General features: G+C 63.8%; 28 protein-coding genes. 16 read left to right on the top strand and 12 right to left on the bottom strand.

Going from position 1 to position 23739, the window contains the following annotated elements; translation table 11 throughout:
- Positions 1-61: 61 nt before the first annotated feature.
- The 4 genes from ACUXAC_RS12510 to ACUXAC_RS12495 are packed head-to-tail and all read left to right on the top strand — an operon-like array spanning position 62 to position 3714.
- Complete coding sequence (locus tag ACUXAC_RS12510) at positions 62-1222, top strand: ABC transporter permease (protein WP_046686654.1); 1161 nt, start codon at positions 62-64, stop codon at positions 1220-1222.
- Positions 1219-2154 (top strand): ATP-binding cassette domain-containing protein, encoded by a 936-nt coding sequence (locus ACUXAC_RS12505; RefSeq protein ID WP_197835425.1) that lies wholly within the window; start codon positions 1219-1221, stop codon positions 2152-2154. The genes ACUXAC_RS12510 and ACUXAC_RS12505 overlap by 4 nt, the downstream gene beginning before the upstream one ends.
- Positions 2151-2924, top strand: coding sequence for an ABC transporter permease (locus ACUXAC_RS12500; protein ID WP_187322145.1), 774 nt, complete (start codon positions 2151-2153; stop codon positions 2922-2924). The genes ACUXAC_RS12505 and ACUXAC_RS12500 overlap by 4 nt, the downstream gene beginning before the upstream one ends.
- A 28-nt stretch (positions 2925-2952) precedes the next feature.
- Positions 2953-3714, top strand: coding sequence for a phosphate/phosphite/phosphonate ABC transporter substrate-binding protein (locus tag ACUXAC_RS12495; RefSeq protein WP_080432947.1), 762 nt, complete (start codon positions 2953-2955; stop codon positions 3712-3714).
- Between the two features lie 6 nt (positions 3715-3720).
- Here ACUXAC_RS12495 and ACUXAC_RS12490 read toward each other — a convergent pair whose 3' ends face one another.
- The 3 genes from ACUXAC_RS12490 to ACUXAC_RS12480 form a co-directional block, all read right to left on the bottom strand.
- A complete protein-coding gene (locus ACUXAC_RS12490; protein WP_060421178.1) occupies positions 3721-4440 on the bottom strand; it encodes an SDR family oxidoreductase in 720 nt (239 codons plus the stop codon).
- 106 nt (positions 4441-4546) lie between these two features.
- The gene (locus ACUXAC_RS12485; protein WP_049201211.1) at positions 4547-4924 is read right to left on the bottom strand and encodes an HVO_A0114 family putative DNA-binding protein; all 378 of its coding nucleotides are present in this window, start codon (positions 4922-4924) and stop codon (positions 4547-4549) included.
- Positions 4925-4926: 2 nt separating this feature from the next.
- Entirely contained in the window at positions 4927-5292 is a 366-nt protein-coding gene (locus ACUXAC_RS12480; protein WP_197794225.1) for a DUF6516 family protein, read from the bottom strand.
- Positions 5293-5390: 98 nt separating this feature from the next.
- On the opposite strand from ACUXAC_RS12480, the gene ACUXAC_RS12475 reads away from it, so the two are divergent.
- Positions 5391-6302, top strand: coding sequence for a LysR family transcriptional regulator (locus tag ACUXAC_RS12475; RefSeq protein ID WP_141958466.1), 912 nt, complete (start codon positions 5391-5393; stop codon positions 6300-6302).
- On the opposite strand, the gene ACUXAC_RS12470 is transcribed toward ACUXAC_RS12475, so the two are convergent.
- From ACUXAC_RS12470 to ACUXAC_RS12455, 4 genes are all read right to left on the bottom strand, one after another.
- The gene (locus ACUXAC_RS12470; protein WP_016928550.1) at positions 6290-6466 is read right to left on the bottom strand and encodes a hypothetical protein; all 177 of its coding nucleotides are present in this window, start codon (positions 6464-6466) and stop codon (positions 6290-6292) included. The genes ACUXAC_RS12475 and ACUXAC_RS12470 overlap by 13 nt on opposite strands.
- A 106-nt stretch (positions 6467-6572) precedes the next feature.
- Positions 6573-7493 (bottom strand): drug/metabolite exporter YedA, encoded by a 921-nt coding sequence (gene yedA / locus ACUXAC_RS12465; protein ID WP_159317797.1) that lies wholly within the window; start codon positions 7491-7493, stop codon positions 6573-6575.
- A 109-nt stretch (positions 7494-7602) separates the two neighbouring features.
- Entirely contained in the window at positions 7603-8097 is a 495-nt protein-coding gene (locus ACUXAC_RS12460) for a DUF2878 domain-containing protein (protein WP_049200960.1), read from the bottom strand.
- A 178-nt stretch (positions 8098-8275) separates the two neighbouring features.
- Positions 8276-8929 (bottom strand): helix-turn-helix transcriptional regulator, encoded by a 654-nt coding sequence (locus tag ACUXAC_RS12455; protein WP_060421189.1) that lies wholly within the window; start codon positions 8927-8929, stop codon positions 8276-8278.
- 103 nt (positions 8930-9032) lie between these two features.
- Here ACUXAC_RS12455 and ACUXAC_RS12450 point away from each other — a divergent pair, with 103 nt between their 5' ends.
- From ACUXAC_RS12450 to ACUXAC_RS12425, 6 genes are all read left to right on the top strand, one after another.
- Positions 9033-10487: an MFS transporter gene (locus ACUXAC_RS12450; protein ID WP_060440421.1), complete on the top strand. Its 1455-nt coding sequence runs from the start codon at positions 9033-9035 to the stop codon at positions 10485-10487.
- Between the two features lie 30 nt (positions 10488-10517).
- The gene (locus tag ACUXAC_RS12445) at positions 10518-11366 is read left to right on the top strand and encodes an AraC family transcriptional regulator (protein WP_049200955.1); all 849 of its coding nucleotides are present in this window, start codon (positions 10518-10520) and stop codon (positions 11364-11366) included.
- Positions 11367-11437: 71 nt separating this feature from the next.
- Positions 11438-12148, top strand: a complete 711-nt coding sequence (locus tag ACUXAC_RS12440; protein ID WP_213873088.1) for an AzlC family ABC transporter permease — start codon at positions 11438-11440, stop codon at positions 12146-12148.
- Complete coding sequence (locus ACUXAC_RS12435) at positions 12145-12456, top strand: AzlD domain-containing protein (RefSeq protein ID WP_049200952.1); 312 nt, start codon at positions 12145-12147, stop codon at positions 12454-12456. Before ACUXAC_RS12440 ends, ACUXAC_RS12435 begins: the two co-directional genes overlap by 4 nt.
- Before the next feature lie 69 nt (positions 12457-12525).
- Positions 12526-13095: a helix-turn-helix domain-containing protein gene (locus ACUXAC_RS12430; RefSeq protein ID WP_049200951.1), complete on the top strand. Its 570-nt coding sequence runs from the start codon at positions 12526-12528 to the stop codon at positions 13093-13095.
- A 2-nt stretch (positions 13096-13097) separates the two neighbouring features.
- A complete protein-coding gene (locus tag ACUXAC_RS12425; protein WP_100396106.1) occupies positions 13098-13616 on the top strand; it encodes a GNAT family N-acetyltransferase in 519 nt (172 codons plus the stop codon).
- A 3-nt stretch (positions 13617-13619) separates the two neighbouring features.
- Here ACUXAC_RS12425 and ACUXAC_RS12420 read toward each other — a convergent pair whose 3' ends face one another.
- The 3 genes from ACUXAC_RS12420 to ompC all read right to left on the bottom strand — a co-directional run bounded on the left by ACUXAC_RS12420 (position 13620) and on the right by ompC (position 16596).
- A complete protein-coding gene (locus ACUXAC_RS12420) occupies positions 13620-14450 on the bottom strand; it encodes a 5'-nucleotidase, lipoprotein e(P4) family (RefSeq protein WP_387444340.1) in 831 nt (276 codons plus the stop codon).
- 17 nt (positions 14451-14467) lie between these two features.
- The gene (locus tag ACUXAC_RS12415; protein ID WP_060440416.1) at positions 14468-15319 is read right to left on the bottom strand and encodes a GNAT family N-acetyltransferase; all 852 of its coding nucleotides are present in this window, start codon (positions 15317-15319) and stop codon (positions 14468-14470) included.
- Between the two features lie 179 nt (positions 15320-15498).
- On the bottom strand, positions 15499-16596 hold the full coding sequence (ompC, locus tag ACUXAC_RS12410) for a porin OmpC (RefSeq protein ID WP_038880563.1): 1098 nt from the start codon (positions 16594-16596) through the stop codon (positions 15499-15501).
- Positions 16597-16837: 241 nt separating this feature from the next.
- Between ompC and ACUXAC_RS12405 the strand changes: the two genes are divergently transcribed.
- From ACUXAC_RS12405 to dinG, 4 genes are all read left to right on the top strand, one after another.
- Positions 16838-17494, top strand: a complete 657-nt coding sequence (locus ACUXAC_RS12405; RefSeq protein WP_038880560.1) for a glutathione S-transferase family protein — start codon at positions 16838-16840, stop codon at positions 17492-17494.
- A gap of 124 nt (positions 17495-17618) precedes the next feature.
- Positions 17619-17951, top strand: a complete 333-nt coding sequence (locus tag ACUXAC_RS12400) for a carboxymuconolactone decarboxylase family protein (protein WP_049200944.1) — start codon at positions 17619-17621, stop codon at positions 17949-17951.
- Entirely contained in the window at positions 17941-18333 is a 393-nt protein-coding gene (locus ACUXAC_RS12395; protein ID WP_084826590.1) for a tautomerase family protein, read from the top strand. The genes ACUXAC_RS12400 and ACUXAC_RS12395 overlap by 11 nt, the downstream gene beginning before the upstream one ends.
- 66 nt (positions 18334-18399) lie before the next feature.
- A complete protein-coding gene (dinG, locus tag ACUXAC_RS12390; protein WP_033637643.1) occupies positions 18400-20598 on the top strand; it encodes an ATP-dependent DNA helicase DinG in 2199 nt (732 codons plus the stop codon).
- On the opposite strand, the gene ACUXAC_RS12385 is transcribed toward dinG, so the two are convergent.
- Positions 20599-21033: an Lrp/AsnC family transcriptional regulator gene (locus tag ACUXAC_RS12385; protein WP_038880548.1), complete on the bottom strand. Its 435-nt coding sequence runs from the start codon at positions 21031-21033 to the stop codon at positions 20599-20601.
- Positions 21034-21169: 136 nt separating this feature from the next.
- Between ACUXAC_RS12385 and ACUXAC_RS12380 the strand changes: the two genes are divergently transcribed.
- Complete coding sequence (locus tag ACUXAC_RS12380) at positions 21170-22078, top strand: DMT family transporter (RefSeq protein WP_342121214.1); 909 nt, start codon at positions 21170-21172, stop codon at positions 22076-22078.
- A 3-nt stretch (positions 22079-22081) separates the two neighbouring features.
- On the opposite strand, the gene prpR is transcribed toward ACUXAC_RS12380, so the two are convergent.
- The gene (gene prpR / locus ACUXAC_RS12375) at positions 22082-23671 is read right to left on the bottom strand and encodes a propionate catabolism operon regulatory protein PrpR (protein ID WP_387444346.1); all 1590 of its coding nucleotides are present in this window, start codon (positions 23669-23671) and stop codon (positions 22082-22084) included.
- Between the last annotated feature and the right edge of the window lie 68 nt (positions 23672-23739).

Below are 23739 nucleotides of genomic sequence, written 5' to 3'. Positions count from 1 at the left end.
TGCCGAGGTGCCCCCTCTGCCGTCGGGAGAGGGGGTAAACCGAGGGAGCCGGAGCGTTTCTTTGACTATTGCCGTAAAACATCGCGTCTTGTTGACGCTGTTCATGCTGTTGCTGCTGGCCGCGTTTGGCCTGCCGTTCCTCAGTTATGCCCCCAATCGCCTGTTGTCGGGCAAAAGCCTCTCCTTGTTCTCCCTGCTGCACGGCCCGGCGCTGTGGCTGCTGTTGCCGCTGGCGGCATTGGCGATCCTCAGCCTGTTGCCGCCGACGCGGGGGCGGGCGCTGCTGGCGGCGCTGGCCGCCTGCGGGGTGCTGACGCTGGCATTCTGGATCAGCGGGCAGGCCGCCGAACGCCTGGCGCAGGAGGGATCGCGCCTGGCGCGCACCTCCTGGGGCAGCGGATGCTGGCTGACGATGGCGCTGAGCCTGCTGATCGCCGCCGACGCCATGGCGCGCCTCACCGCGTCGCACCTGTGGCGCATGCTGGGCAACGCGCTGGTGCTGGTGCCGCCGGCGCTGCTGCTGTTCGGGCATCAGCTCGATCAGCTGTCGCTGCTGAAGGAGTACCACAATCGCCAGGAGGTGTTTGACGCCGCGCTGTTGCAGCACCTGACCATTCTGCTGGCGACGATGGCGCCGGCGCTGGCGATCGGCGTGCCGCTCGGGGTGCTGTGTTTTCGCTCCGAACGCTGGCAGCGGCCGATTTTCTCCGCGCTGAACATTATCCAGACCGTGCCGTCCATCGCGCTGTTCGGCCTGCTGATCGCGCCATTGGCGGGGCTGGCGACGGCGGTGCCCTGGCTGGCGGAGCACGGCGTCAGCGGCATCGGCATGGCGCCGGCGATCGTGGCGCTGGTGCTGTACGCGCTGTTGCCGCTGGTGCGCAGCGTGGTGGCGGGGCTGCAAAGCGTGCCGGCCGGGGTGATCGAATCCGCCACCGGCATGGGGCTGACGCGCGGGCAGATCTTCCTGCGCGTGCAGCTGCCGTTGGCGCTGCCGCTGTTTCTGACCGGCGTGCGCATCCTGGCGGTGCAAACCGTCGGCATGGCGGTGGTGGCGGCGTTGATCGGTGCCGGCGGCTTTGGCGCCATCGTGTTCCAGGGGCTGCTCAGCAGCGCGCTGGATCTGGTTTTGCTGGGGGTGATCCCGGTGGTCATGATGGCGGTCATCGTCGATTCGCTGTTTAAATTTTGGGTTTCAATCCTGGACGTATCGCGCCGATGATTCACTTTGAGCAAGTCAGCAAAATTTTTCAGGGCAAGCCGGCGGTGGACGATCTCACGCTGCACATCGCCGAGGGCGAATTCACCGTGTTGATCGGCACCTCGGGTTCCGGCAAGTCCACGACGTTAAAAATGATCAATCGCCTGATCGAACACGATCGGGGCAAGATTCTCTTTGCCGGCGAAGAGATCCAGTCGTTCAAACCGCAGGATCTGCGGCGGCGCATGGGCTATGCGATCCAGTCGATCGGCCTGTTCCCGCACTGGACGGTGGAGGAGAACATCGCCACCGTGCCGCAGCTGCTGAAATGGCCGCGCGTGCGCATTCGCGATCGGGTGACCGAACTGCTGGAGCTGTTGCATCTGGAGCCGGATCTGTTTCGCCGCCGCTACCCGCATCAGCTGTCCGGCGGGCAGCAGCAGCGGGTGGGGGTAGCGCGCGCGCTGGCCGCCGATCCCGAGGTGTTGCTGATGGACGAACCGTTCGGCGCGCTGGATCCGGTCACCCGTGCGGCGCTGCAGGCGGAGATCGCGCGCATCCATCAGCTCTCCGGCCGCACCATCGTGCTGGTGACGCACGACATCGATGAAGCGCTGGGCTTGGCGGATCGCCTGGTGCTGCTCGATCAGGGGCGGGTGGTGCAACAGGGCACGCCGCTGGCGCTGCTGACCGCGCCGGCCAACGACTTCGTGCGGGATTTCTTCGGGCGCAGCGATCGCGGCATCAAGCTGCTGTCGCTGGGAACGGTGGCGGAGCGGGTGCGGCCCGGCGCCGCCGAGGGCGAACCGATCGCCGCCGCCATGAGCCTGCGCGAGGCGCTGTCGGTGTTTGTGGCGCGCGGCAGCGACTGCCTGCCGGTGGTGGATGAACGGGGCGAAGCGTTGGGGGTGTTGCACTTTAACGATCTGATCGCCGGGCAGGCGCTGTCATGAACGGGCGCATCTGGCGCCTGCTGCGCGATCCGCTGCCCTGGACGCTGGCGCTGCTGTTGGCGCTGGTGTTCGGCATGGATCATCTGCGCGGCCTGTTCTCCGCCTGGTTCCCCGATCTGGAGCGGCCCATTTATCAGCAGGACAGCTTTATCGCGCTGGTGGGGGCGCACCTGTCGCTGGTGGCGATCTCCAGCCTGATCGCGGTGGCTCTCGGCGTGGCGGCCGGCGTGGCCGTCACCCGGCGCAGCGGTCGGGAGTTTCGTTCGCTGGTGGAAACGGTGGTGGCGGTGGGGCAGACCTTCCCGCCGGTGGCGGTGCTGGCGGTAGCGGTGCCGGTGATGGGCTTCAGCGAACAGCCGGCAATCATTGCGCTGGTGCTGTACGGCCTGCTGCCGATCCTGCAGGGCACGCTGGCGGGCATCGAATCGGTGCCGCCCGCCACGCGCGAGATTGCCCGCGGCGTGGGGATGAGCGCCTGGCAAATTCTGTGGCGGGTCGAATTGCCGCTGGCGGCGCCGGTGATCGTCGCCGGGATCCGCACGTCGGTGATCATCAACATCGGCACGGCGGCCATCGCTTCCACCGTCGGCACCAAAACCCTCGGCTCGCCGATCATCATCGGTCTGAGCGGGTTTAACACCGCCTATGTGATCCAGGGCGCGGCGGTGGTGGCGTTGTTGGCTATTATCACCGATATGCTGTTCGAACGTTGGGTGCGTTATCTCACCGCCTGGCGTCAGCAGACGCTGGCGTCCACTCCGGCGGGGTAAGGGGGAAATGATGCAGGTGTCTCTACCGATGTACGGCGTTGGCCGGGAGCAGGCCGAATCTTTCTGGCAGGTATTGCGCGACAAGCTGCTGCGGCTGGGGCTGCCGGCGGCGCCGGAGCGGCTCAGCTGGCCGGACGATCTGGCGCAGCACTGGCGGCGCGACGATCTGCTGCTCAGCCAAACCTGCGGTTATCCGTTGGTCAGCACCCTGTCGCAGGTGCAGCTGATCGGCACCTACCATTACCGGGTTGAAGGGTGCGACGGGCCGAATTACCGCAGTTGGCTGGTGGTGCGTGCGGGCGATCCCGGCGAACGGCTGGCGGATTTTCGCGGCCGGACGGTGGCTTATAACAGCACCGATTCCCAGTCCGGCTACAACGGCCTGCGCGCGCTGATCGCGCCGTTGGCGCAGGACGGGAAATTCTTCGGTGCGGCGATGGCCTCCGGCGCGCATTATCAGTCGCTGAAGCTGATCCGCAGCGGGCAGGCGGATATCGCCGCCATCGATTCGATCAGCATGGAACTGCTGCGTCGCGCGCAGCCGCAGGCGTTGGAGGGGCTGAAAATCATCGGCCGCACGGCGGCGGTGCCCGGCCTGCCGCTGATCACCGCGGCGGGTACGCCGCCGGAACAGGTGGAAATCCTGCGCGCCGGCGCCCGGGCGATGCTGGATGAGGCGGTCAGCGACCGCCTGCTGATCGGCGATTTCAGCCTGGTGCCGCGTTCGGCCTACCAGATTATCACTGTGCTGGAACAGCAGGCCGCCGCGCAGGGCGTGACGGCGCTCTAGCCGCCGTTACAACAGGCCGCCGCCGTCGATGTCGATCACGCTGCCGGTCACGAAGCCGTTCTCCATCGCCAGCAGGTAACCCGCCGCGACGTCGGCCGCCTGGCCGACCCTGCCGACAGGCAGGCTGCCGCCAACCCGTTCGAACAGCGCCTGACGCTGCGCGGCGCTCATGCCGTCGTAGGCTTCGGTGGCGGTGATGCCGGGGCTGACTACGTTCACCCGCCGCGGCGCCAGCTCCTTCGCCAGCTGCTTGCCGGCCGCTTCCAGCGCGGCGTTGATGGCGGTTTTGACCAGCTGACCGACGAGGTATTTACGCGACAGCTGGCCGGAGGTCAGGGTGATGGAGCCCTGCGGCGCCAGCGTCGGTAGCGCCGCCTGCACCGCGCGCAAACTGCCCCAGAATTTGACGTTGAAGTCGGCCTGCGCCCGTTCCAGGGTAGTCTCCGCCAGCGGCTTGGCCTCCACCAGCGGCCCGGCGGTGATCACCAAATGGTCGAAAGCGCCGACGGCGGCAAACAGCGCGCGCAGCGACACTTCATCGGTCAGGTCGGCCTGCATCAGGCGCAGCGCGTCGTTCTTCTCCCTGGCGTGGGGCAGGCGGCGCGAAGCCAGCACCACTTCAGCGCCGCGCGCCGCCGCCGCGTAGGCCACCGCGGCGCCAATGCCGCTGGTGCCGCCCAGGATCACCAGTTTTTGTCGTTTCAGTGGGGAATCGGGAATCGTCATGTTAAGGTCTCTTTTAGGGTAAGTTTCAACGGGATCTATCTTTCCTGATTGAAAATGACCTAACAATTGGCCTTGCTGACAAACACTTATTAATATCTTTTAAAGATCACGCAGCGCTAAAGCGGGCATTTAACTTCTGATCCACGATAATTTCGAAATCGGTAAACAGCGCTCGGGGCTTTACCGAGCGCCCCTGTTTTTCCAGTGCCACCAGGCCGTGCCCGCTCAGCGTTTTCAGCGTGGTTGACAGGTTGCTGACCTGCCGACCGGACAGTTCGGCCAGCTGGCTGATGGTCTCGGGGCGGGCGGTGTCGATAAGACGCAGCAGGGCGATATTCTCGTTGCTGAGCACCTGGGCCAGCGCAATCATCGACGTGAACCAGACTTTGGGTTCACGTTCCTGCGGCTGGTATTCCCCTTTCGCGATCGCCAGTATGCGCTTGCGAATCAGTTCTTCGGGCATCACGCCAATCAGTGCTTTCATCATCAACCTCGGTTTTCTCTCTTGCGTATGACTTCGTCTATCCGGATAAAAAAATCTTCCACCAACTGATAGGCGGAATGAAACTCGTAGGGTGAGCCTTTGTCCGTCGGGGTGTCATGTTGGTGATCGTAAACGACGCGGCCTGAAAATTTACCTTTGCGAGGGGTTTTAATGGCATGCGCGTTATCTATGCCAAAAACCCGGGTATTGTGGTTATCATGCAGGGTCAAATTATAACGGATGCCGTGAGGGATAAAGGCCGTTTGGGTCACCGTCCAAGCCTCGATTTTCCACCAATAGCCATCCTCACGATTGACCCGCGTGCCGTGCAGGCTAAGGATGTAGTCCAGTCCATTGTGTTCATCCATTGATCAAAGCTCCATTTGTTATGATCTAATCATAACTATTGAGCGTTTTATCGTCAACCCGTTACGCCGTGAAACCGGCTCTCCAAGAAGGGAAACGCATGACCTCATTTGTCGATCTCGAGGTGTTTGTCCGCACGGTGGACGGCGGCAGTTTTTCCGCCGCGGCGCGCGCGCTGGATATAACGCCGGCGGCGGCCAGCATCGCGGTGAAAAGGCTGGAGCAGCAGCTGGGCGCGCGGCTGCTGGTGCGTTCCACCCGCAGCCTGCGGTTGACGGAGGAGGGCGCCCGCTATCTCGACAGCGCGCGCCTGGCGCTGGGCGCGTTGGCTGAAGGGGAGCAGGCGATCCGCGAAAAGCATCAGGGGCTGTCTGGGGTGCTGCAGATTTCAGCGCCGTCGGATTTCGGCCGTAATCTGCTGTTAGGCTGGCTGGACGAGTTCCGGCAACAGCATCCGCATATTCAGCTGCAGCTCCTGATCAACGATCGGCAGGCCGATCTGTTCCGCGAACCGGTGGACGTGGCGTTGCGTTTCGGGGCGCTGGCCGACTCTTCGCTGGTGGCGCTGCCTATTTTGCCGCAGCACCGGCGGCTGATTTGCGCCAGCCCGGATTATCTGCGGCGGCATGGCGTGCCGCAAACGCCGGCCGATCTGGCCCGGCACAGCATTCTGGTGTATCAGCCCAGCGGCAAACGGCAGGTGGAATGGCGGCTATGGCGCGGTGAGGAGCTGGTCGAAGTGCCGCTGAACGGCAGCTATTTTACCGATGACGGCGAGGTAGCGCGGCGCTGGGCGCTGGCCGGCCACGGGGTGGTGCGCAAGTCGGCGATCGACGTGGCGGCGGATATTCGCGCCGGGCGGCTGGTGCAACTGCTGCCGGAATGGCGCAGCGACGCGGTGCCGATCAATCTGGTCTGCCCGCATCGCTCGCAGGTGTCGGAACGCGTCAGGCAGCTGCAGCGCTTTTTACAGCAGCGCTGCCAGCGTTGGATGGACGATCACTTGGCCTGAAGGGTTTCGGTTTGCGCCGGCGTGGCGGCGGCATCCCCGGCAGGCGCGCTTTCTTCGTGCGGGGTAGTAGAACGGGTGTAGATGTTCAGCCCGGCGAGAAATACGCCGCCCAAAGAACCGAAGGCGCACAGGGCGATGACGATGACGAACGCTTTTTTCAGCATAGGAATAATTTCGCAGGTTGCTTGGAACAGCGGGAATTATAGCCCCTTCACCGGGTGAAACAAGAATCGTTTTTAACGGCGGCCCACAGACCGCCTTTTGCGATCGCTACCGTTCGCTGTCGATGGCCTGCACGCGGGCCGGGCGGGCGAACAGGTATTTCCCCAGCGTCACCAGCACCACCGCCGCCACGATGATCGCCAGCGCCAGCCACTCGCGCGGCGCCAGCGATTCGCCGGCAAAGCCGATGCCGAGCAGCACCGCCACCACCGGGTTGACGTAGGCGTAGCTGGTGGCGACCGCCGGGCGCACGTTCTTCAACAAAAACATATAGGCGCTGATCGCCAGCATCGAACCGAAGACGATCAGGTACCCCAGCGCCAGAAAGCCGCTGGTGCTCGGCATCTGAGTCAGGTGTTCGCCGCTCAGCTGGCTGGCGACCAATAACACCACGCCGGCGACCAGCATCTCCGCCGCGCCGGCCATCGGCCCGGCCGGCAGCGAGATGCGCGATCCCAATACCGAGCCGAAGGCCCAGCTGGCCGACGCCAGCAAAATGAGCAGCGCGCCGGTCGGGTTGCCCGCCAGGTTGTTGCCGGTGTTGAGCAGCACGATGCCCACCAGCCCGAGCGCGATGCCGGCCCATTCCAGTTTGGTGTTGCGCATGCCCCACAGCAGGCTGAAGCAGAGGGTGAACAGCGGCACCGTCGCCACCATCACCGCGGCGATGCCGGACGGCACGTGTTGGTGCTCCGCTACCGTCACCAGGCCGTTGCCCACCGCCAGCAGCAGAATGCCGATGACGCCGGCGGCCAGCCACTGCTTCGGCGTCGGCAGCGCGTGGCCGCGCCAGGCCAGAAAGCTGAACAGCACGATGCCGGCGGTCAGAAAGCGAATGCCGGCCATCATCAGCGGCGGCCACTGCGCGACGCCGAGGCGAATGACGAAATAGGTGGAACCCCAAACGATATATAACGTGAACAACGCCCCGATCAACGGCAGGACGCTACGGCTTGGTTGGCTAAGCATAGGATTGTATTTTGCAGGGATGATTATTATTAGAACGCTCAGTAAACCCGATCGGGCAACCGATAAGCAATGGCCTTCGGCATTATTTTTCCCGGCCGCTGCCCGCCGTTCAGCTGTCCCGTCGTTTCCACTGCAGCCAGCTGACGGCCGGCAGATAAATCGACCAGCCGACGGCCAGCAGCAGCAGCATGAACTCCGGCGGCACGCCGGGCAGCAAGGCGTCTAGCTTCCAGGATACGGCGTAGGCGAAGGGGCCGACGGCGGCGCCCAGCACCGCCAGCGGCCAGGGGGCCGCTCTGACCACGTCCAGCAGCCAATACCACCAGCAGCCGAAACCGATCCAAAGCGCGATGGCCCAGAGCGGCAGGCCGTGTTGCCCGCTGTAGTGCAGCACGCCGCTGTAGCTCCAAAGCCCATCCATGCCGATGCCGCCCAAGGCGGCCAGGGCCGCGCCTTTACGGCGGGCGGCGGGGGTAAAAATCAGCGCCAGCGCCGCGCCGGCCAGCAGTATGCCGTTGAGCCGATCGCGAGTCAGCAGCGCCAGCAGCCAGCAGACGCCCAGTCCCAGCGTCGCCAGCCAGAATCCGGCATGCGGCTTCTTCATCGTTCAACTCCCGTGGGGTTACTCTGCCGCTAGCGCGCTAGGCGCCGGCGGATTTCTCAGGGCGGGCGCGAGGCCCGCTGTTTGCCTGAATGTTCGTTAATTCAACCTTAGAAGGGAAGGTGCGGGGTGCACAAGCAGAATAATCTGTACCGGTTGAAAACGTGGGCAAAAACCGGTGTTACAGGAGCGAAATGCGGTAGGCGCAGCGCCGCGAGCCGGCCAGAATGTGTTCGGCGCGCTCTACCTGCGCCTGCAGCACTTCGGTGAAGATACTCAACTCCGCCCGGCAGAAGCCCTGGCAGACGGTGGCGGCGGCGCAGATCGGGCAGTGATTTTCCACCAGCAGATAGGTACCGTCCTCTTCCTGGCGCCATTCGGCCATATAGCCTTCGCGGCAACGGATCTCGGTCAGGCGCGCCACGCGCTCCTGCAGATCGGCGGCGCCGATCATCGCCTGCTTGTAGTTGATGCGGTTTTCCTGCTCGCGGGTCTCGATCAGCACGTCGAGCGCCTGTTCGCCCAGCTTGTCGCGCACGGTGCGCAGCAGCTGCACCGTCAGATCCGCATGGGTGTCGGGAAAGCGTGCGTTGCCGGCCGAGGTCAAATGCCACAGCTGCACCGGGCGGCCCACGCCGCGCGTTTCCGCCACCGCTTCGACCAGCCCCTCTTTCGCCAGCTTGACGAACTGCTGGCGGGCTGCCTCACCGGTGGTGCCGAGCACCTTTCCTGCGTCAGAAGCTTGCTGCGGGCCGCGGGTTTTCAATAGCGTCAGCAAGCGGTCACTGACCGATTGTGCGGTGCTGCCGCTATTTTCCAAGTTTATTCTTGACATATTTCTCCGCCTCGCCCTAACTTATTCCAAGATATCTCTTGTTAAATTTAACGCAATCTCATGACCAACTCAATGCCATTCCTCTGAAAACAGGACGACAACCGTGATAACCCATGACGATAGCCGCTGGAGCGACCTTTTCTCCGGCAAAAATGCGGCCAGTGCGATCGCGCTTTCGCTCGGCGTAGCGCTGCATGCCATTAATATTCTGGTCGCCACCACCATTCTGCCCTCGGTGGTGCAGGATATCGGCGGGCTGGATCTCTACGCCTGGAACACCACGCTGTTCGTGGTGGCGTCGATCCTCGGCTCCGCGCTGTCGGCCCGCTTGCTCAGCGGCTACGGCGCGCGCAGCGCCTATCTGGTGGCTTCGCTGTTCTTCATCGCCGGGGCGGCGCTGTGTGCGCTGGCGCCGAGCATGCCGGTGATGCTGATCGGCCGCACGGTGCAAGGCTTCGGCGGCGGGCTGATCTTTGCGCTCTCCTACGCGATGATCAACCTGGTGTTCGAGCAGCGATTGTGGCCGCGCGCCATGGCGCTCATCTCGGCGATGTGGGGCATCGCCACCCTGGTGGGGCCGGCGGTGGGCGGCATTTTCGCCGAGCTGCACGCCTGGCGTTGGGCCTTCGGCATTCTGCTGCCGATCATGGCGCTGTACGCCGCGTTTACCTTCCTGATCCTGCCCAAGGGCAAAGCGCAGCAGGCGGCCGCGCCGTTGCCGGCCGCCCAGCTGCTGCTGCTGACCGTGGCGGTGCTGGTGGTGTCCGCCGGCAGCCTGGCACACAGCGCCTGGATCAACCTGGCGGGCATCGCGCTCTCGCTGCTGCTGATGGCCTGGCTGCTGAAGCGTGAAGCGCACTCGAGGGCCCGTCTGTTACCGCACGGCGCACTGCGGCGCGGTTCATCGTTGGCGGCGCTCTACATCACGACCGCGTTGCTGGTGATCGGCATGACCAGCGAGATCTTCGTGCCGTATTTCCTGCAGCTGCTGCACGGCCAGTCGCCGCTGATCTCCGGCTATATCGCCGCTGCCATGGCCGCCGGCTGGACGCTGTCCGAGATCCTCAGCTCCGGCTGGCGCGGGGCGGGTATTCGCCGGGCGATCGTCAGCGGGCCGCTGTTTGTGCTGGTGGGGCTGCTGGCGCTGGCGATCCTGATGCCGGTGCCGTCCGGTGGCCACTGGCAGGCGCTGGCGCCGATCGTCATTGCGCTGTTGCTGGTGGGATTCGGCATCGGTTTCGGCTGGCCGCACCTGCTGACGCGCATTTTGCAGGTGGCGCCTGAGGCGGACAAAGACATCGCCGGCGCTTCCATTACCACGGTGCAGCTGTTCGCCACCGCGTTCGGGGCGGCGCTGGCCGGGATGACGGCCAATCTGGCGGGGCTGAACGATCCGGGCGGGGCGGTGGGCGCGGCGTCGGCGGCGCGTTGGCTGTTCCTGGCGTTCGCGCTGGCGCCGCTGCTGGCGGTGTTCAGCGCCTGGCGCTGCGCGGCGATCGCGCCGCCGGGCGCCGAGACGGGCAATTTTGTACAAACCCCGCCCTCGCGTGAGTGCTAGAATGGCGCTCATTCAGCGGAGGTAGGCAAGATGAAGGTGGAAGGCGCAGCGCGCAAAGCATCCCGGGAACAGGCCCATTTCATGCACGTCGACGATCTCGGCGGGCTGGAAGTGCTGCAGGCCACCTACCGCCGCCAAACCTTCTCGCGCCACAGCCATGAAGGCTTCTGCGTGGGCGTCATCGACGACGGCGCCCAGCGTTTCTACCGCACCGGTGGCGAACACGTGGCGCCGCTGGGCAGCATCATTCTGGTCAACGCCGACGACATCCACACCGGCAGCTCCGCCACCGAAGAGGGATGGTCGTATCAGGCGATGTACCCGACGCCGGAGCTGCTGGCGTTTTTGTCGCGCGATCTGAAAACCGGCGCCGGCGCGACGCCTTATTTCCCCAACCCGGTGGTGCACGACGTCGGCCTGGCCGGCCAGCTGCGGATGGCGTTCAGCCTGCTGCGCAGCGATGAGAACCGGCTGATGAAAGAGACCATGGTGTTCTCGGCGCTGACCTGGCTGATGCTGCGGCACGGCAAAAGCCGCATCGATCCCACGCCGCAGAGCCGGGCGCAAAGCCAGGTGGCGCGGGTGAAAGCCTTTCTCGACGATTTCCCCGAGGCGGACATTTCGCTGCTGGAGCTGGCGGAGCGAGTGGCGCTCAGCCCTTATTACCTGCTGCGGCAGTTTCAGCAGGCCACCGGTCTGCCGCCGCACGCCTATCAAATTCAGGCGCGGCTGCGTAAAGCGCGCGGCATGCTGAAGGCCGGCAGCAGCGTGCTGGACAGCGCACTGAGCTGCGGTTTTCACGATCAAAGCCATTTCCACCGCCATTTTCGCAAGTCGATGGGCATCACGCCGGGCGACTACGTCAAATCGCTGAAATAACCTGGCAATCGGGTGCAATACCCGTGTGCGCCTGCGCCGTAAGCTGGCTTCTTCAATCAAAGGAGAAGCCCATGACTGATTCAATCCCCCTCATCACGCCGCCGTCTGCCCGCCTGCGCCCCGCGCTGCAGGGGGGAGTGGCGATCTTGCCGCTGTGCCTGGCGGTGGTGCCGTGGGGCATACTGGCGGGCTCGATGGCCCTGCAAAACGGCCTGACGCCGGCGCAGGGGCTGGGCATGTCGGCTATCGTGTTCGCCGGGGCGGCGCAGCTGGTGGCGATGGGCATGATCAAGGGTGGCGCCGGGCTGCTGGCGATCCTGCTGTCGACCTTTTTCGTCACCGCCCAGCATTTTCTCTATGCGCTGCGGCTGCGGGAGCGCATTGCGCCGCTGCCGTTACGCTGGCGGCTGGCCCTGGGATTCTTGCTCACCGATGAACTGTTTGCGCTGACCGGCGAACAGGCGCCGGCGCGTTTCGACCGCTGGTATGCGCTGGGCGCCGGGCTGACCTTTTACCTGTGCTGGTTTCTCTCCACGCTGCTCGGCATCGTAGCCGCCGGCAGCGCCGGGGATCTGGACGGTTATGGGCTGGATTTTTCCATCGCCGCCACCTTTATCGCCATCGTGGTGCCGCTGGTGCGCAGCCTGCCGGTGTTGGCCTGCGTGCTGACCGCGCTGCTGCTTTCCATTGTGTTGCACTATTTCCAGACGCCGGGCGCACTGGTGATCGCTACCGTGGCGGCGATGCTGGTCGGGCTGCTGTGCAGCGGGGGGCGCCGATGATCTGGCTGACGATAGTCTTGATGGGGCTGGTGGTGTTCTTCAACCGCTACTGCTTTTTGGCGCCGGGATTGCCACTGCGGTTATCGCCGCGCGTTAAAACGCTGCTGAGCTTTTCCGTGCCGGCGGTGCTGACGGCAATTTGCGGGCCGATTATCGCCTTCAGCGGCGACCAGCTGCGCGCCGCGCCGGATAACCCTTACCTGTGGGGGGCGGTGTTTGCCGTGATATTGGCGTTCTTTCTGCGCAACATGCTGGCGGTGGTGTTGCTGAGCCTGCTGATATTTATCGCGCTGCGCGGCATTTTTTAAAATTCGCTTGCCATATCTCTAATTTGAGATTATTTCTCTTATATGGGATTTTTCGGCGGAGTGTGAGCGATGGATAACGGTTTGGAGACGGCCGACCTGAAGTTGGCGCAGCGGTTGGCGGATTTGCGCCAGCAGCAGGGGTGGTCGCTGGAGGAGCTGGCGCAACGCACCGGCCTGAGCCGGGCGACGCTCTCGCGGGTGGAGCGCACCGAAACCAGCCCGACGGCGTCGCTGCTGAACCGGCTGTGCGCCGCCTACGGGTTGACCATGTCGCGCCTGCTGAGCGAAATCGAAGACGAACCGCCGGAGCTGCTGCGGCCGCCGCAACAGCCGGTATGGGTCGATCGCGCCAGCGGTTTTCACCGTCGCTCCGTTTCCCCGCCTGCCGCGCTGTATAAGGCCGAATTTATCGAAGCCCGGCTCGATGCCGGCGCGCAGATCGATTACGACCTGCCGTCGATTCCGGCGCTGGAGCATCACCTCTGGCTGCTGTCCGGGCAGCTGGAGCTGACGCTGGAAGGGCGTGTTTTCCGGCTGTCGCCCGGCGATTGTCTGCGCTACCGCCTGTTCGGCGCTTCCCGTTTCCATGTCCCCGGCGATGAGCCGGCCCATTACACGCTCGTTATCTGCAGGCCATAGCCATGATTGAATTACAACAGTGGGACGCCGACGCGGCGCACAACGCCATGGCCGACCTGGCCGAAATGCTGCACGCCAGCGTGGCGCACGGCGCCAGCATCGGTTTTGTCATGCCTTTTACGCTGGAACAGGCGCGGGCGTTTTGGCAGGGGCTGCTGCCGGCCCTGGCGCGGGGCGAGCGCGCGATGCTGGTGGCGCTCGCGAACGGGCGGCCGGTCGGCACCGTGCAGCTGCTGTTGGCGATGCCGGACAATGGCCGCCACCGGGCGGAAGTGGTCAAGCTGATGGTGCACCCGCAGGCGCGGCGGCAGGGCGTCGCGCGGCTGTTGATGCAGGAAGTGCAGGCGCTGGCGGCGCGTCATCGCCGCAGCCTGTTGGTGCTGGATACCCTGAGAGGCAGTGCGGCGCAGGGGTTGTACCGCCAATTGGGGTTCGAAGCGGCAGGTGACATCCCGCAATACGCCCGCGCCAGCGACGGCGGGGCGCTGGAGGCCACCTGCTATATGTACAAACTGCTGTGAGGCTTAGCGCCCGCGCCAGGCTTTGATCGCCTGTTGGCGCACCTGCAGCTTCTGCTGCGGCGTCAGCTTGTTGTAATCGCGGGCCAGCCCGCTTTCCCAATCGCCGTACATCGGGTTGGGCAGCACGATGTATTCGGTGCCGAACTTGCCCTGGTTCTCGCTGACGAATGCCCGGCGCTGCGCATTGTCCTGGTGGTAAGTCGCGGCGCCGAAGTCGTTCAGGTTATCGCCCGCGTACACCACGATGTCATAGCCGGCTTGTTTGATGGCGTCGAAGCGCGCCTGCTTATTGGAGGTGTCGGTGCTGAGCAGCACGGTCTTTTCCGACATGCCGGTGAAACCGAGCTTCTGCATGTTGGCCACCGTGGCGGCGTACTCGCTCTGCTTGCGGTTCGATACGTAGAACATCGTCCCCTGATGGGTATTAACGTAACGGGCAAACGACACCGCGCCCGGCACCGCGCCGGCCTGTTCGGCCTGCGTCCATTGGGCCCAGGTGGCGCCGTCGTACGGCTGGCCCTGCTGCGCCTGCCAGCCGGAGTAGGCGCTGTTGTCCAGCATGGTTTCATCCAGATCGACCACCACCGCCTTTTTACGGCCCGGCGCGGCCTTGGCCTGATCGAAGGCGCGCTGCGCGCTGTTGAACGCCTGATGCGCCAACGCCTGGTATTCGCCGGACTTTTGGAACCAGTTCACCGCCAGCACCGACTGATCCGCCAGCCGTTGCTGGGCCTGGGCGTCGGTGTGCGGCGGCTGCGCGCAACCGGCCAACGTCAGCAGCGCGACGCCGACCGCCGCGCCGAGGGTGAGTTTCCTTGCCTGTTTTCCTGCCATCGTTATCTCTCTCGGTTTTATTCTTGTGGGCTGTCCAGCAGCATATCCATCTCGAACTGGCGCAGGGGATCCTGCCGCCAGCCAAGATGCGTAAAGAAGGGGGCCGCCACCTCGGGCACAAAGACGTTGGCGGTCAGCGGCAAAGGGGCGAACCGCGTTTGCAGGGCGGCCAGCAAGGCGCGCGCATGCCCCTGGCCGCGGTGCTGCGGCGGCACGTAGATCAGGCGCAGCCAGCAGTGCTCGGCGCCGGGCATCACCACGGCGTAGGCTTGACGATTGAGCGTATAGGCCTGCGGTTTGCCCGGCAGCTTGAACAGCGATTCGGGGGCGATCAGCCAGGGCAGGTCGGTGGCGCCTTCCGCCGTCAGGCGATGGCTGACGGTCAGCGGATCGACTGCCTGCAGCGCCGCCGTGCCTGGCGACGCTTCCGCCGGCGCCTGATGGCCGGTCAGGGTGCGCACGATGCGCAGCCCGGCGCGATGATACAACGCCAGCGCGGCTTCGTTGCCTTCGATCACTTCCAGCGACAGCCGTCGGTCGCCGCGGTGGCGGGCATCCGCCACCAGCCGCTGCATCAGCGCCTTGCCCAGCCCCTGGCCGCGCATCTCCGGGCGCACGGAAAAGGCCGCAACCCGGCTGTGCCGGCCGCGGCGGGCGATCAGCGCCACCGCCACCGGTTCATGGCGGTGGGTGACGATCAGGCTGTCGTTCAGGCTGAGATCCTCAGCGCCGAAGCGGGCGGCGAAGGTCGGCCCGTCGAGCACGAAGCGCACGATGTAGTTTTCAAAACAGTGGTTGAGGATGTTTGCCAGCTCGTCGCTGCTGTAGCGCAGGGCGTTGTGGTAGTCGAAGCGTCCGTCGTTATGCATGGCTGATTCCGCTCGGGGGGAAAGCTATACATGTAGACCCGTTTGTTTTGCAAGGCAAGCGGGGGCATTCGTTGGCGGGAAAATAAAAACAAAAAAGCCGGACGCAGCCGCCCGGCGAAATAAAACTCTGGGTATCAAGTGACGCTAAAGTTTGCAGTGGTGGTTATTCATTCATCACATCAGAACTGGTAGGTCAGGGCGACGGCAATCACGTTGTCGTCTTTCAGACCCAGCTTGTTATTGCTGTCGAGCTGGTTGATTTTATAATCGACATAGGTCGACATGTTCTTGTTGAAATAGTAGTACGCGCCGACATCGATATATTTCACCAGGTCGGCATCGCCGATGCCTTCAATATCTTTGCCTTTCTGCTGAACGTAGCCCAGCGATGGGCGCAGACCGAAATCGAACTGATATTGCGCAACCAGTTCCAGGCCTTCCGCTTTATTGGCGAAGCCGCTGACGGAGGTGGAACGGTTATTGATGGTGGCCGTGCCGGAAATAGGCGCGATGTTGCGGCTTTCCGAGTAGGTGGCAGCCAGGTAGACATCGTTGTTGTCGTATTTCATGCCGGCGGCCCAGATATCGGCCTTGTCGCCTTTGCCGAAGGTGCCCGCTTTCTGGCTGGCGGTACGGTTGGAAGAGGCATAGGCGGCGCCCACGCTCAGGCCGTCGATAATTTCATAGCTGGAGGAAAGGCCCCAACCGTCGCCGTTCGCCTTGCTGGCGGAGCGGCCGTCGTTTTCGTTCTTGCCCTGGTACTGCACGGCGAATTTCAGGCCGTCAACCAGACCGAAGAAGTTGTTATTACGGTAGGTGGCAACGCCGTTGGTGCGGCCGTTCATGAAGTTGTCGGTCTTGACGTAAGCATCGTCGCCGAATTCAGGCAGCATATCCGTCCAGGCGCCGACGTCGTAAATAATGCCGTAGTTGCGACCGTAATCGAAAGAGCCGAAGTCTTTATATTTCAGACCGGCGAAGCCCAGACGCGTTTTAGTGTCTTTGGTGCCGTCGGATTCAGAATGGTTGGCGGCGATCTGATATTCCCACTGGCCGTAACCGGTCAGCATGTCATTAATCTGGGTCGCGCCTTTAAAGCCGATACGGACGTAGGTTTTATCACCGTCGTTGCCGGCATCATCGGAGAAATAATGCAGGGCTTTCACACGACCGTAAAAATCGAGTTTGTTGCCGTCTTTATTGTAGATTTCTGCTGCCTGTGCCGCTTGCGCAAGTAAAAGTGCCGGAATAATAACGGCCAGAAGATTACGTTTCATGAGTTACCCTGCTTTATTCGATTGAAAGACGCTTATCATCAGTTGCATTGCTGTTTTACTGTGCCGCCTGATTGTTTGCGGCGGAGAATTTTTACCGTAGTAATGTGATCTATTTATGACAAAAAATTCATTTTCATGTCGAACGATTAAAAAAGTCGCGCAAAGGGTGAATTTTTTCTTCAGCCGACGGTCGGCGGCTGGTCTACAGTTACCGATACCTTGTTCCGCTGCGGGAGGAATCATGCACGATACTTATACTTTGTTCGGTACGCAGGGCTGCGGCTCGACGATCGTGGCCGCCGCATTGGCGTTGACCGCTTTCCCCTGGGGCTATGAGGAAGTGGACTACACGCAGGACGGCCCGGAGCGCGATCGCCTGCTGGCGCTGAACCCGCTGGGTCAGGTGCCCACCTTGGTGTTGCCCAATGACGAAGTGATGACGGAGAGTGCGGCGATTATTCTGCTGCTGCACGATCGCGCACCGCATGCCGAGCTGGCGCCGCCCGGCGGTTCGCCGCTGTTGCCGCGTTTTCTGCGCTGGCTGCTGTTCATCAACGCGGAGATTTACCCCACCTTCACCTATGCCGACCATCCGCAGCGCTGGCAGCCGCAGGCGGCGGGGGCGGAACAGCTGAAAAACGCGGTAATGGCTTATCGCGAGCGTTTATTGCAGCAGCTGAACGCCGCCGCCGGCGCAGCGGGCCCGTGGTTTCTCGGCAAGAGCTTCAGCGCGTTGGATCTGTACGTGGCGGTGATGTGCCACTGGCGGCCGGGCCGCGCGTGGTTCCGGCAACACTGTCCGCGGCTGTACGCCATCGCTGAACGGGTGGAACAGCGGCCGGAGCTGAATGCGCTGCTGAGCGCGCAGTTCGACGGCGTTGCCCCGCTGGAATCCTGAATCCTCCCCGCCGCCCGGCGGGGAACCCTCCCGTTTTTCTGAACCGAGACTGCCGAAAATCCCGATTTTCACTCGCTGCGGCGGCGGGTAGCGTAAGGCTATCCGCAACTGACAGGAGAGTGTGATGCCATCAGAATCCCAGGCCGGGCAACAGGCGTTCGGCGATATTGCCCCCAAGCTGGCGCAGCTCAGCGACCGAGTGTTGTTTGACGATATTTGGCAGCGGCCGGCGCTGAGCCCGCGCGAGCGCAGCCTGATTACCGTCGCCGCGCTGGTGGCGCTCAACCGCGTGGAACAGCTGCCGTTTCACCTGCAGCTGGCGCAGCGCAACGGCGTGACGCGTCAGCAGCTGGCCGAGCTCATCACCCATCTGGCGTTCTACGCCGGCTGGCCCGCGGCGGCGTCGGCCGTGGCGCGCCTGCGCGAGCTGGAACAGGAGGCCAATCATGCCGTTTAGCCGTATCGCCCTGCTTCAGGGCAAGTCCGCCGACTATCTGCAAACCCTGTCCGACAGCCTGCATCAGGCGCTGGTGGAGGCCTTTGAGGTGCCGCCGACGGATAAATTTCAGGTGATCGATCAATACCGCCCCGGTGAGCTTATCTACGATCGCGACTATCTCGGCGGGCCGCGCAGCGCGGATTTCGTGCTGTTTTATATCACCGCCGGGCGGCCGCGCGACACCGACACCAAGCGGCGTTTCTACGGGCGGCTGGCGGCGCTGCTGGCGGAAAACCTGCGGCTGCGCCCCGAGGATGTGATGGTGGTGATCACCACCACCCAGTTGGACGAGTGGTCGTTCAGCGCCGGGCGCGCCTCGATGATCGATCCGCAGACGTAACTCGGGCTGACGCCGCGGGCGGTCTGTGGGACAATAGCGCCATCATTTCGTTTAGATAAGAGTTGAATGGCGCTCTCCTCCGCAGTTAAAGATCAGATTGGCCAGTGGTACAAAGCCCTGCAGCAGCAAATACCGGATTTTATTTCCCGCGCGCCCCAGCGCCAGATGATCGCCGAGGTGGCGAAGACGCTGGCCGGTGACTACCCGCGCCATCTGGCGATCGAGGCGCCGACCGGCGTCGGTAAAACGCTGTCTTACCTGATCCCGGGCATCGCCGTCGGGCGGGCGGAGAGCAAACCGCTGGTGGTCAGCACCGCCAACGTGGCGCTGCAGGACCAGATCTACAGCAAAGATTTGCCGCTGCTGAAGAAGATTATCCCCGATCTGAAATTTACCGGCGCCTTTGGCCGTGGGCGCTACGTGTGCCCGCGCAACCTGGCGGCGATGAGCACCGACGTCAGTCAACAGGGCGATCTGACGCTGTTCCTCGACGACGAGCTGGCGCCGTCCAGCGGCGAAGAGCAGGCGCTGTGCCAGAAGCTGACCAAGGCGCTGGCTCGCTTCGAGTGGGATGGGCTGCGCGATCACTATCAACAAAGCATCGACGATCCGCTGTGGGCCAAGCTGAGCACCGACAAGGCCAACTGCCTGGGTCGCAACTGCCACTACATTCGCGAATGCCCGTTCTATATTGCCCGCAAAGAGATCGAGAGCGCCGACGTGGTGGTGGCTAATCACGCTCTGGTGATGGCGGCACTGGAGACGGAGTCGGTGCTGCCGAACCCGAAAGAGCTGCTGCTGGTGTTGGACGAAGGCCACCATTTGCCTGAGGTGGCGCGCGACGCGTTGGAGATCGACGGGGAAATTACCGCGCTGTCGACCAACCTGCAGCTGGACATGATCGTGCGGCAGGTCGAGCAGTGCATGACGCAGTACCGGCCGAAGAATCCGCCGGGGCTGGCCAACAGCGAGCGGCTGAAGAACCATTGTGAGGAGCTGCGCGAGCTGGTGCAGATCTTCGAGCATCAGGTCAGCGCCTACCTGCCCGGCGACAGCGTGGCAGCCGAGCACCGTTTTGAAATGGGCGAGCTGCCGGCGGAGATGGTGGAGAGTTGCGCGCGGCTGTTCAAACTGACCGATGCGCTGCGCGGGCTGGCGGAGTTCGTGCTTAACGATCTCACCGAGCAGACCGGCAAGCATGACATCGTGCGCCTGCACCGGTCGATCATTCAGATGAGCCGCACGCTGGGCTATCTGGAAGCGATGAGCAAGCTGTGGCGGCTGGCGGCGCTCGACAAGTCGTCCAACGCGCCGATCTCCAAATGGGTCACGCGCGAGCTGCGCGATAACGTTACCCATCTCTACCTGCACTGCGTCGGCATCCGCGTCAGCGACCAGCTGGAGAAGCTGCTGTGGCGCAAGGTGCCGCACGTGGTGGTCACCTCGGCCACGCTGCGTTCGCTGAACAGCTTCGCGCGTTTGCAGGAGATGAGCGGGTTGAGCGAGAAGGCCGGCGATCGCTTCGAAACGCTCTCTTCGCCGTTCAATCATGTCGAACAGGGCAAGATTGTCATTCCGCAAATGCGCTACGAACCGGCGCTCGCCAACGAGGCGGAGCACCTTGAGGAGATGGCGCGATGTTTCCGCGCCGAGCAAGCGAGCGGCAAACACAAAGGCATGCTGATCCTATTCAGCAGCCACCGGGCGATGCAGACTTTCCTCAGCTACGTGACCGATCTGCGGCTGATGCTGCTGGTGCAGGGCGACCAGCCGCGCTACCGGCTGGTGGAAGAGCACCGCAAGCGGGTGGAGAAGGGCGTCGCCAGCGTGCTGGTGGGGCTGCAATCGTTCGCCGAAGGGTTGGATCTGAAAGGCGAGCTGCTGACCCAGGTACACATTCACAAAATTGCGTTCCCGCCGATCGACAGCCCGGTGATCATTACCGAAGGCGAGTGGCTGAAATCGCTGAAGCGCTATCCTTTCGAAGTGCAGAGCCTGCCGAGCGCCTCGTTCAACCTGATCCAGCAGGTCGGCCGCCTGATCCGCAGCAACCAATGCTACGGCGAGATCGTGATCTACGATCGCCGGCTGTTGACCAAAAACTACGGTTCGCGGCTGTTGGCGTCGCTGCCGGTGTTCCCGATCGAACAGCGCGCGGTGCCGGAGGCCGACAAGGCGCATCTGGCGGCGCTGAAATCCGCCGCCGACGCGGCCAAAAAAGAGAAGAAGCGCGGCAACCCGTTTGCCCGCAAGCGGCGGCGTTAATCAGAGCAGCGGCGGCAGGCGGCGTTTGACCGGCGTGGTTTTCACGATCGAGGTGTTGCTCTGCGCATGCTCGGCCAGCCGATCGAGGGTGTGGTCGAGCTGTTCCATCGAGTGCGCCACCAGCCGCACGATAAAGCAGTCTTCGCCGGTCACCTTATCGCACTCGACCACTTCCGGGATCGCCTGAATCAGCTGTTCAACCTTCTTCAGCATGCCCGGCAGCGGCTTGATACGCACCAGTGACTCGAAGGCGTAGCCCACCGCCTGCAGATTGACGTTCAGGGTATAGCCCTGGATCACGCCGCTTTCCTCAAGCCGCCGCAGCCTTTCCGACGTGCTCGGCGATGACAGCCCCACCTGCGCGCTCAGCGTCTTCAACGACGCGCGTGCGTCCTGCGCCAAAAGAGTCAGGATCTGGCGATCGATATCATCCATAACGCCTCCGTTAGGTATTTTCTTTATTATAGCTACGAGAAAAAGGCAGTTAAGCATATCTGCCTTTTTTATGCTATGGAAAGCCGTCCCGCGAAGCCGCAAGCTATGCCTCTGGGCAAGTTTGGAGGAACGCAGAATGAATGCAGAGTTAAAACGCGGCTCGCTGGAGATGACGGCGGCGATGCTGATTTCCGGCTCCATCGGCTGGTTTGTGCTGATGTCCGGCCAGCCGGTGGTCAACGTGGTGTTTTGGCGCTGCGCGGTGGGGGCGCTGGTGCTGCTGGCGGTGTGCGGCGCGCTGGGGCAGCTGCGGCGCGATGCGCTGACGCGCGCCACGCTGCTGCTGGCGATCGCCGGCGGCGTCGCGCTGGTGATCAACTGGCTGCTGCTGTTTGCCGCCTATTCCTATGCCTCTATCTCCATCGCCACGGCGGTGTACAACACCCAGCCGTTTATACTGGTGGGGCTGGGGGCGCTGTTTCTGGGGGAGCGGCTGACCGCCCGCAAGCTGCTGTGGCTGGGGCTGGCGTTCGGCGGCATGATGCTGGTGGTGCTGGCGCAGCCGCGGCAGGCGGGGGAACAGAGTCATTATTTGGCGGGCATCGCGCTGGCGCTCGGGGCGGCGTTTTTCTACGCCCTGATGGCGCTGGCGGCCAAGCGGCTGAAGGGCACGCCGCCGCATCTTATTGCGCTGATCCAGGTGGCGGTGGGGGCGGTGATGCTGTTGCCGCTGGTGGATTTCCACGTTTCGGCCAGCGTTGGGCAGTGGGGAATGCTGGCGACGCTCGGCGTGCTGCACACCGGCCTGATGTATGTGTTGATGTACGGCGCCCTGCAGAAGCTGCCGACCAACCTGATCGGCTCACTGTCGTTCATCTACCCGGTCGCCGCCATGCTGGTGGATCGCCTGGCGTTTGGCCACCGCCTGTCGGCGTGGCAGCTGCTGGGCGCGGCGATCATTCTGCTGGCGGCGGCGGGCATGAACCTGCTGGGCGAGCGGCGAGCGCGGCTGCTGCCGGCCTCGGACGGCCGGCGCGCCGGCTGATGCTCAGTTCGTTTTTTTCAGCCGGCGCCATAAAGTGGTGCGGCTGATCCCGAGCAACCGGGCGGCGGCGGCGTGGTCGCCCCCACATCGCGCCAGCGCTTCGTGGGCGGAGACGGGCGCTGGCGGCGTCTCGGGCGGCGTGCCCGTCGCCAGCTCCGGCAGCAGCCAGCGCAGCGTCTCGCCGCTCGGCGCGGCGCCGGTGCTCAGCATCAGCGCCACCCGCTCCATCATGTTGCGCAGTTCGCGCAGGTTGCCGGGCCAGGCGTAATGATTCAGCGCGGCGTAACAGCCGGCCATGGCGGCGCGCAGCGGCTCCGTCAGCGGCACGTCGAGCGCCGCCAGTGACCGTTTCAGAAAGTGTTCCGCCAGCATCGCGATATCGTCGCCGCGCGCCCGCAGCGGCGGCAGCTGCAGCCGCAGGGCGCTCAGGCGGTAGAACAGATCGGCGCGAAAGTCGCCCCGTTGAATCGCCTGCTCCAGGTGGTTGTGGGTGGCGCTGATGACGCGAAAGTCGACCGCCACCGGCTGCTGCCCGCCGACTCGGGTGACGGCCTTCTCTTCCAGCGCGCGCAGCAGCCGGGTTTGCAGGTGCAGCGGCATTTCGCCGATCTCATCCAGAAACAGGGTGCCGCCGTTGGCGGTTTCCAGCAGCCCGCGTCGGCCGCCGCGCCGTGAGCCGGTAAAGGCGCCTTCCTCATAGCCGAACAGCTCCGCCTCCAGCAGCGATTCGGCGATGGCGCCGCAGTTGATGGCGACGAACGGCGGCGTCGCGCCCCTGGCCGGTGCGCCGCGCCGGGAAAAGTATTCCCGGTGGATCGCCTGCGCCGCCAGCTCCTTGCCGGTGCCGGTTTCTCCTTCAATTAATACCGCCGCCGGCGAGCGGGCGTACAGCATGATGGTGCGTCGCATCTGCTCCATCTGCGGGGACTCGCCCTGCAAATCGCCCAGCCCGTAGCGCGGTTGCAGGGTATTGCGCGTGGCGTAATCGCCACCGCGTTTGCTGCCGCCCCGCATCAGGCGCGTCACGTCCAGCGCATCGCTGAAGGCGGCGCGCAGGGTGGCGGCGGAATAGAGAAAAATGGCGGTGAGCCCGGCCTCTTCCGCCAGATCGCTGATGAGGCCGGCGCCGACCACCGCCTGAATGCCGGCGGCTTTCAGCTCGGCGATCTGGCCGCGGGCATCCTCTTCGGTGCCGTAGCTGCGCTGCTCCAGCGGCAGATCGAAGGTTTGCTGGAACTCCAGCAGCGCGGGCAGAGGGGTCTTATAGGTGATGACGCCGATCCGATCGGCGGTTCTGCGCGCCTTGCTCAGCGCCTGCAGCAGATCGAAACCGCCGGGCTTGACCAGGATGACCGGCACCGACAGGCGGCTTTTCAGGTAGGCGCCGTTGGAGCCGGCGGCGATGATGGCGTCGCAAGGCTCGGTCGCCAGTCGGGCGCGGATGTGCTGCACCGCCTCCTCAAAGCCGAGGCGGATCGGGATGATGGTCGCCAGATGGTCGAACTCGAGGCTGATGTCCCGGAACAGATCGAACAGGCGGGTGATGGAGACGGTCCAGATCACCGGTTTGTCCGGCGTGACGTGATCGCTCATGGTGGGTTACCGAATGGAAGTGGCTGCATTAGGTGTAGCCCGGTTTCAGTGATGTTTCAAATTTACTG

The sequence above is a fragment of the Serratia sp. 121840015-1 genome, assembly GCF_053627655.1.
Note: the sequence above shows the minus strand (reverse complement) of the source record. Positions and strands in the feature narration are given on the sequence as shown.

What these genes read in the sequence shown, in the direction of transcription:
- ACUXAC_RS12505 (WP_197835425.1), top strand. Translation starts at nt 1,219, where the DNA reads ATGATTCACTTTGAGCAAGTCAGCAAAATTTTTCAGGGCAAGCCGGCG.
- ACUXAC_RS12430 (WP_049200951.1), top strand. Translation starts at nt 12,526, where the DNA reads ATGGATAACGGTTTGGAGACGGCCGACCTGAAGTTGGCGCAGCGGTTG.
- ACUXAC_RS12470 (WP_016928550.1), bottom strand. Translation starts at nt 6,466, where the DNA reads ATGCTGAAAAAAGCGTTCGTCATCGTCATCGCCCTGTGCGCCTTCGGT.
- prpR (WP_387444346.1), bottom strand. Translation starts at nt 23,671, where the DNA reads ATGAGCGATCACGTCACGCCGGACAAACCGGTGATCTGGACCGTCTCC.
- ACUXAC_RS12400 (WP_049200944.1), top strand. Translation starts at nt 17,619, where the DNA reads ATGCCATCAGAATCCCAGGCCGGGCAACAGGCGTTCGGCGATATTGCC.
- ACUXAC_RS12480 (WP_197794225.1), bottom strand. Translation starts at nt 5,292, where the DNA reads ATGGATGAACACAATGGACTGGACTACATCCTTAGCCTGCACGGCACG.
- ACUXAC_RS12455 (WP_060421189.1), bottom strand. Translation starts at nt 8,929, where the DNA reads ATGTCAAGAATAAACTTGGAAAATAGCGGCAGCACCGCACAATCGGTC.
- ACUXAC_RS12485 (WP_049201211.1), bottom strand. Translation starts at nt 4,924, where the DNA reads ATGAAAGCACTGATTGGCGTGATGCCCGAAGAACTGATTCGCAAGCGC.
- ACUXAC_RS12440 (WP_213873088.1), top strand. Translation starts at nt 11,438, where the DNA reads ATGACTGATTCAATCCCCCTCATCACGCCGCCGTCTGCCCGCCTGCGC.
- ACUXAC_RS12445 (WP_049200955.1), top strand. Translation starts at nt 10,518, where the DNA reads ATGAAGGTGGAAGGCGCAGCGCGCAAAGCATCCCGGGAACAGGCCCAT.
- ompC (WP_038880563.1), bottom strand. Translation starts at nt 16,596, where the DNA reads ATGAAACGTAATCTTCTGGCCGTTATTATTCCGGCACTTTTACTTGCG.
- ACUXAC_RS12495 (WP_080432947.1), top strand. Translation starts at nt 2,953, where the DNA reads ATGTACGGCGTTGGCCGGGAGCAGGCCGAATCTTTCTGGCAGGTATTG.
- ACUXAC_RS12425 (WP_100396106.1), top strand. Translation starts at nt 13,098, where the DNA reads ATGATTGAATTACAACAGTGGGACGCCGACGCGGCGCACAACGCCATG.
- yedA (WP_159317797.1), bottom strand. Translation starts at nt 7,493, where the DNA reads ATGCTTAGCCAACCAAGCCGTAGCGTCCTGCCGTTGATCGGGGCGTTG.
- ACUXAC_RS12420 (WP_387444340.1), bottom strand. Translation starts at nt 14,450, where the DNA reads ATGGCAGGAAAACAGGCAAGGAAACTCACCCTCGGCGCGGCGGTCGGC.
- dinG (WP_033637643.1), top strand. Translation starts at nt 18,400, where the DNA reads ATGGCGCTCTCCTCCGCAGTTAAAGATCAGATTGGCCAGTGGTACAAA.
- ACUXAC_RS12415 (WP_060440416.1), bottom strand. Translation starts at nt 15,319, where the DNA reads ATGCATAACGACGGACGCTTCGACTACCACAACGCCCTGCGCTACAGC.
- ACUXAC_RS12500 (WP_187322145.1), top strand. Translation starts at nt 2,151, where the DNA reads ATGAACGGGCGCATCTGGCGCCTGCTGCGCGATCCGCTGCCCTGGACG.
- ACUXAC_RS12460 (WP_049200960.1), bottom strand. Translation starts at nt 8,097, where the DNA reads ATGAAGAAGCCGCATGCCGGATTCTGGCTGGCGACGCTGGGACTGGGC.
- ACUXAC_RS12395 (WP_084826590.1), top strand. Translation starts at nt 17,941, where the DNA reads ATGCCGTTTAGCCGTATCGCCCTGCTTCAGGGCAAGTCCGCCGACTAT.
- ACUXAC_RS12380 (WP_342121214.1), top strand. Translation starts at nt 21,170, where the DNA reads ATGAATGCAGAGTTAAAACGCGGCTCGCTGGAGATGACGGCGGCGATG.
- ACUXAC_RS12490 (WP_060421178.1), bottom strand. Translation starts at nt 4,440, where the DNA reads ATGACGATTCCCGATTCCCCACTGAAACGACAAAAACTGGTGATCCTG.
- ACUXAC_RS12385 (WP_038880548.1), bottom strand. Translation starts at nt 21,033, where the DNA reads ATGGATGATATCGATCGCCAGATCCTGACTCTTTTGGCGCAGGACGCA.
- ACUXAC_RS12435 (WP_049200952.1), top strand. Translation starts at nt 12,145, where the DNA reads ATGATCTGGCTGACGATAGTCTTGATGGGGCTGGTGGTGTTCTTCAAC.
- ACUXAC_RS12475 (WP_141958466.1), top strand. Translation starts at nt 5,391, where the DNA reads ATGACCTCATTTGTCGATCTCGAGGTGTTTGTCCGCACGGTGGACGGC.
- ACUXAC_RS12405 (WP_038880560.1), top strand. Translation starts at nt 16,838, where the DNA reads ATGCACGATACTTATACTTTGTTCGGTACGCAGGGCTGCGGCTCGACG.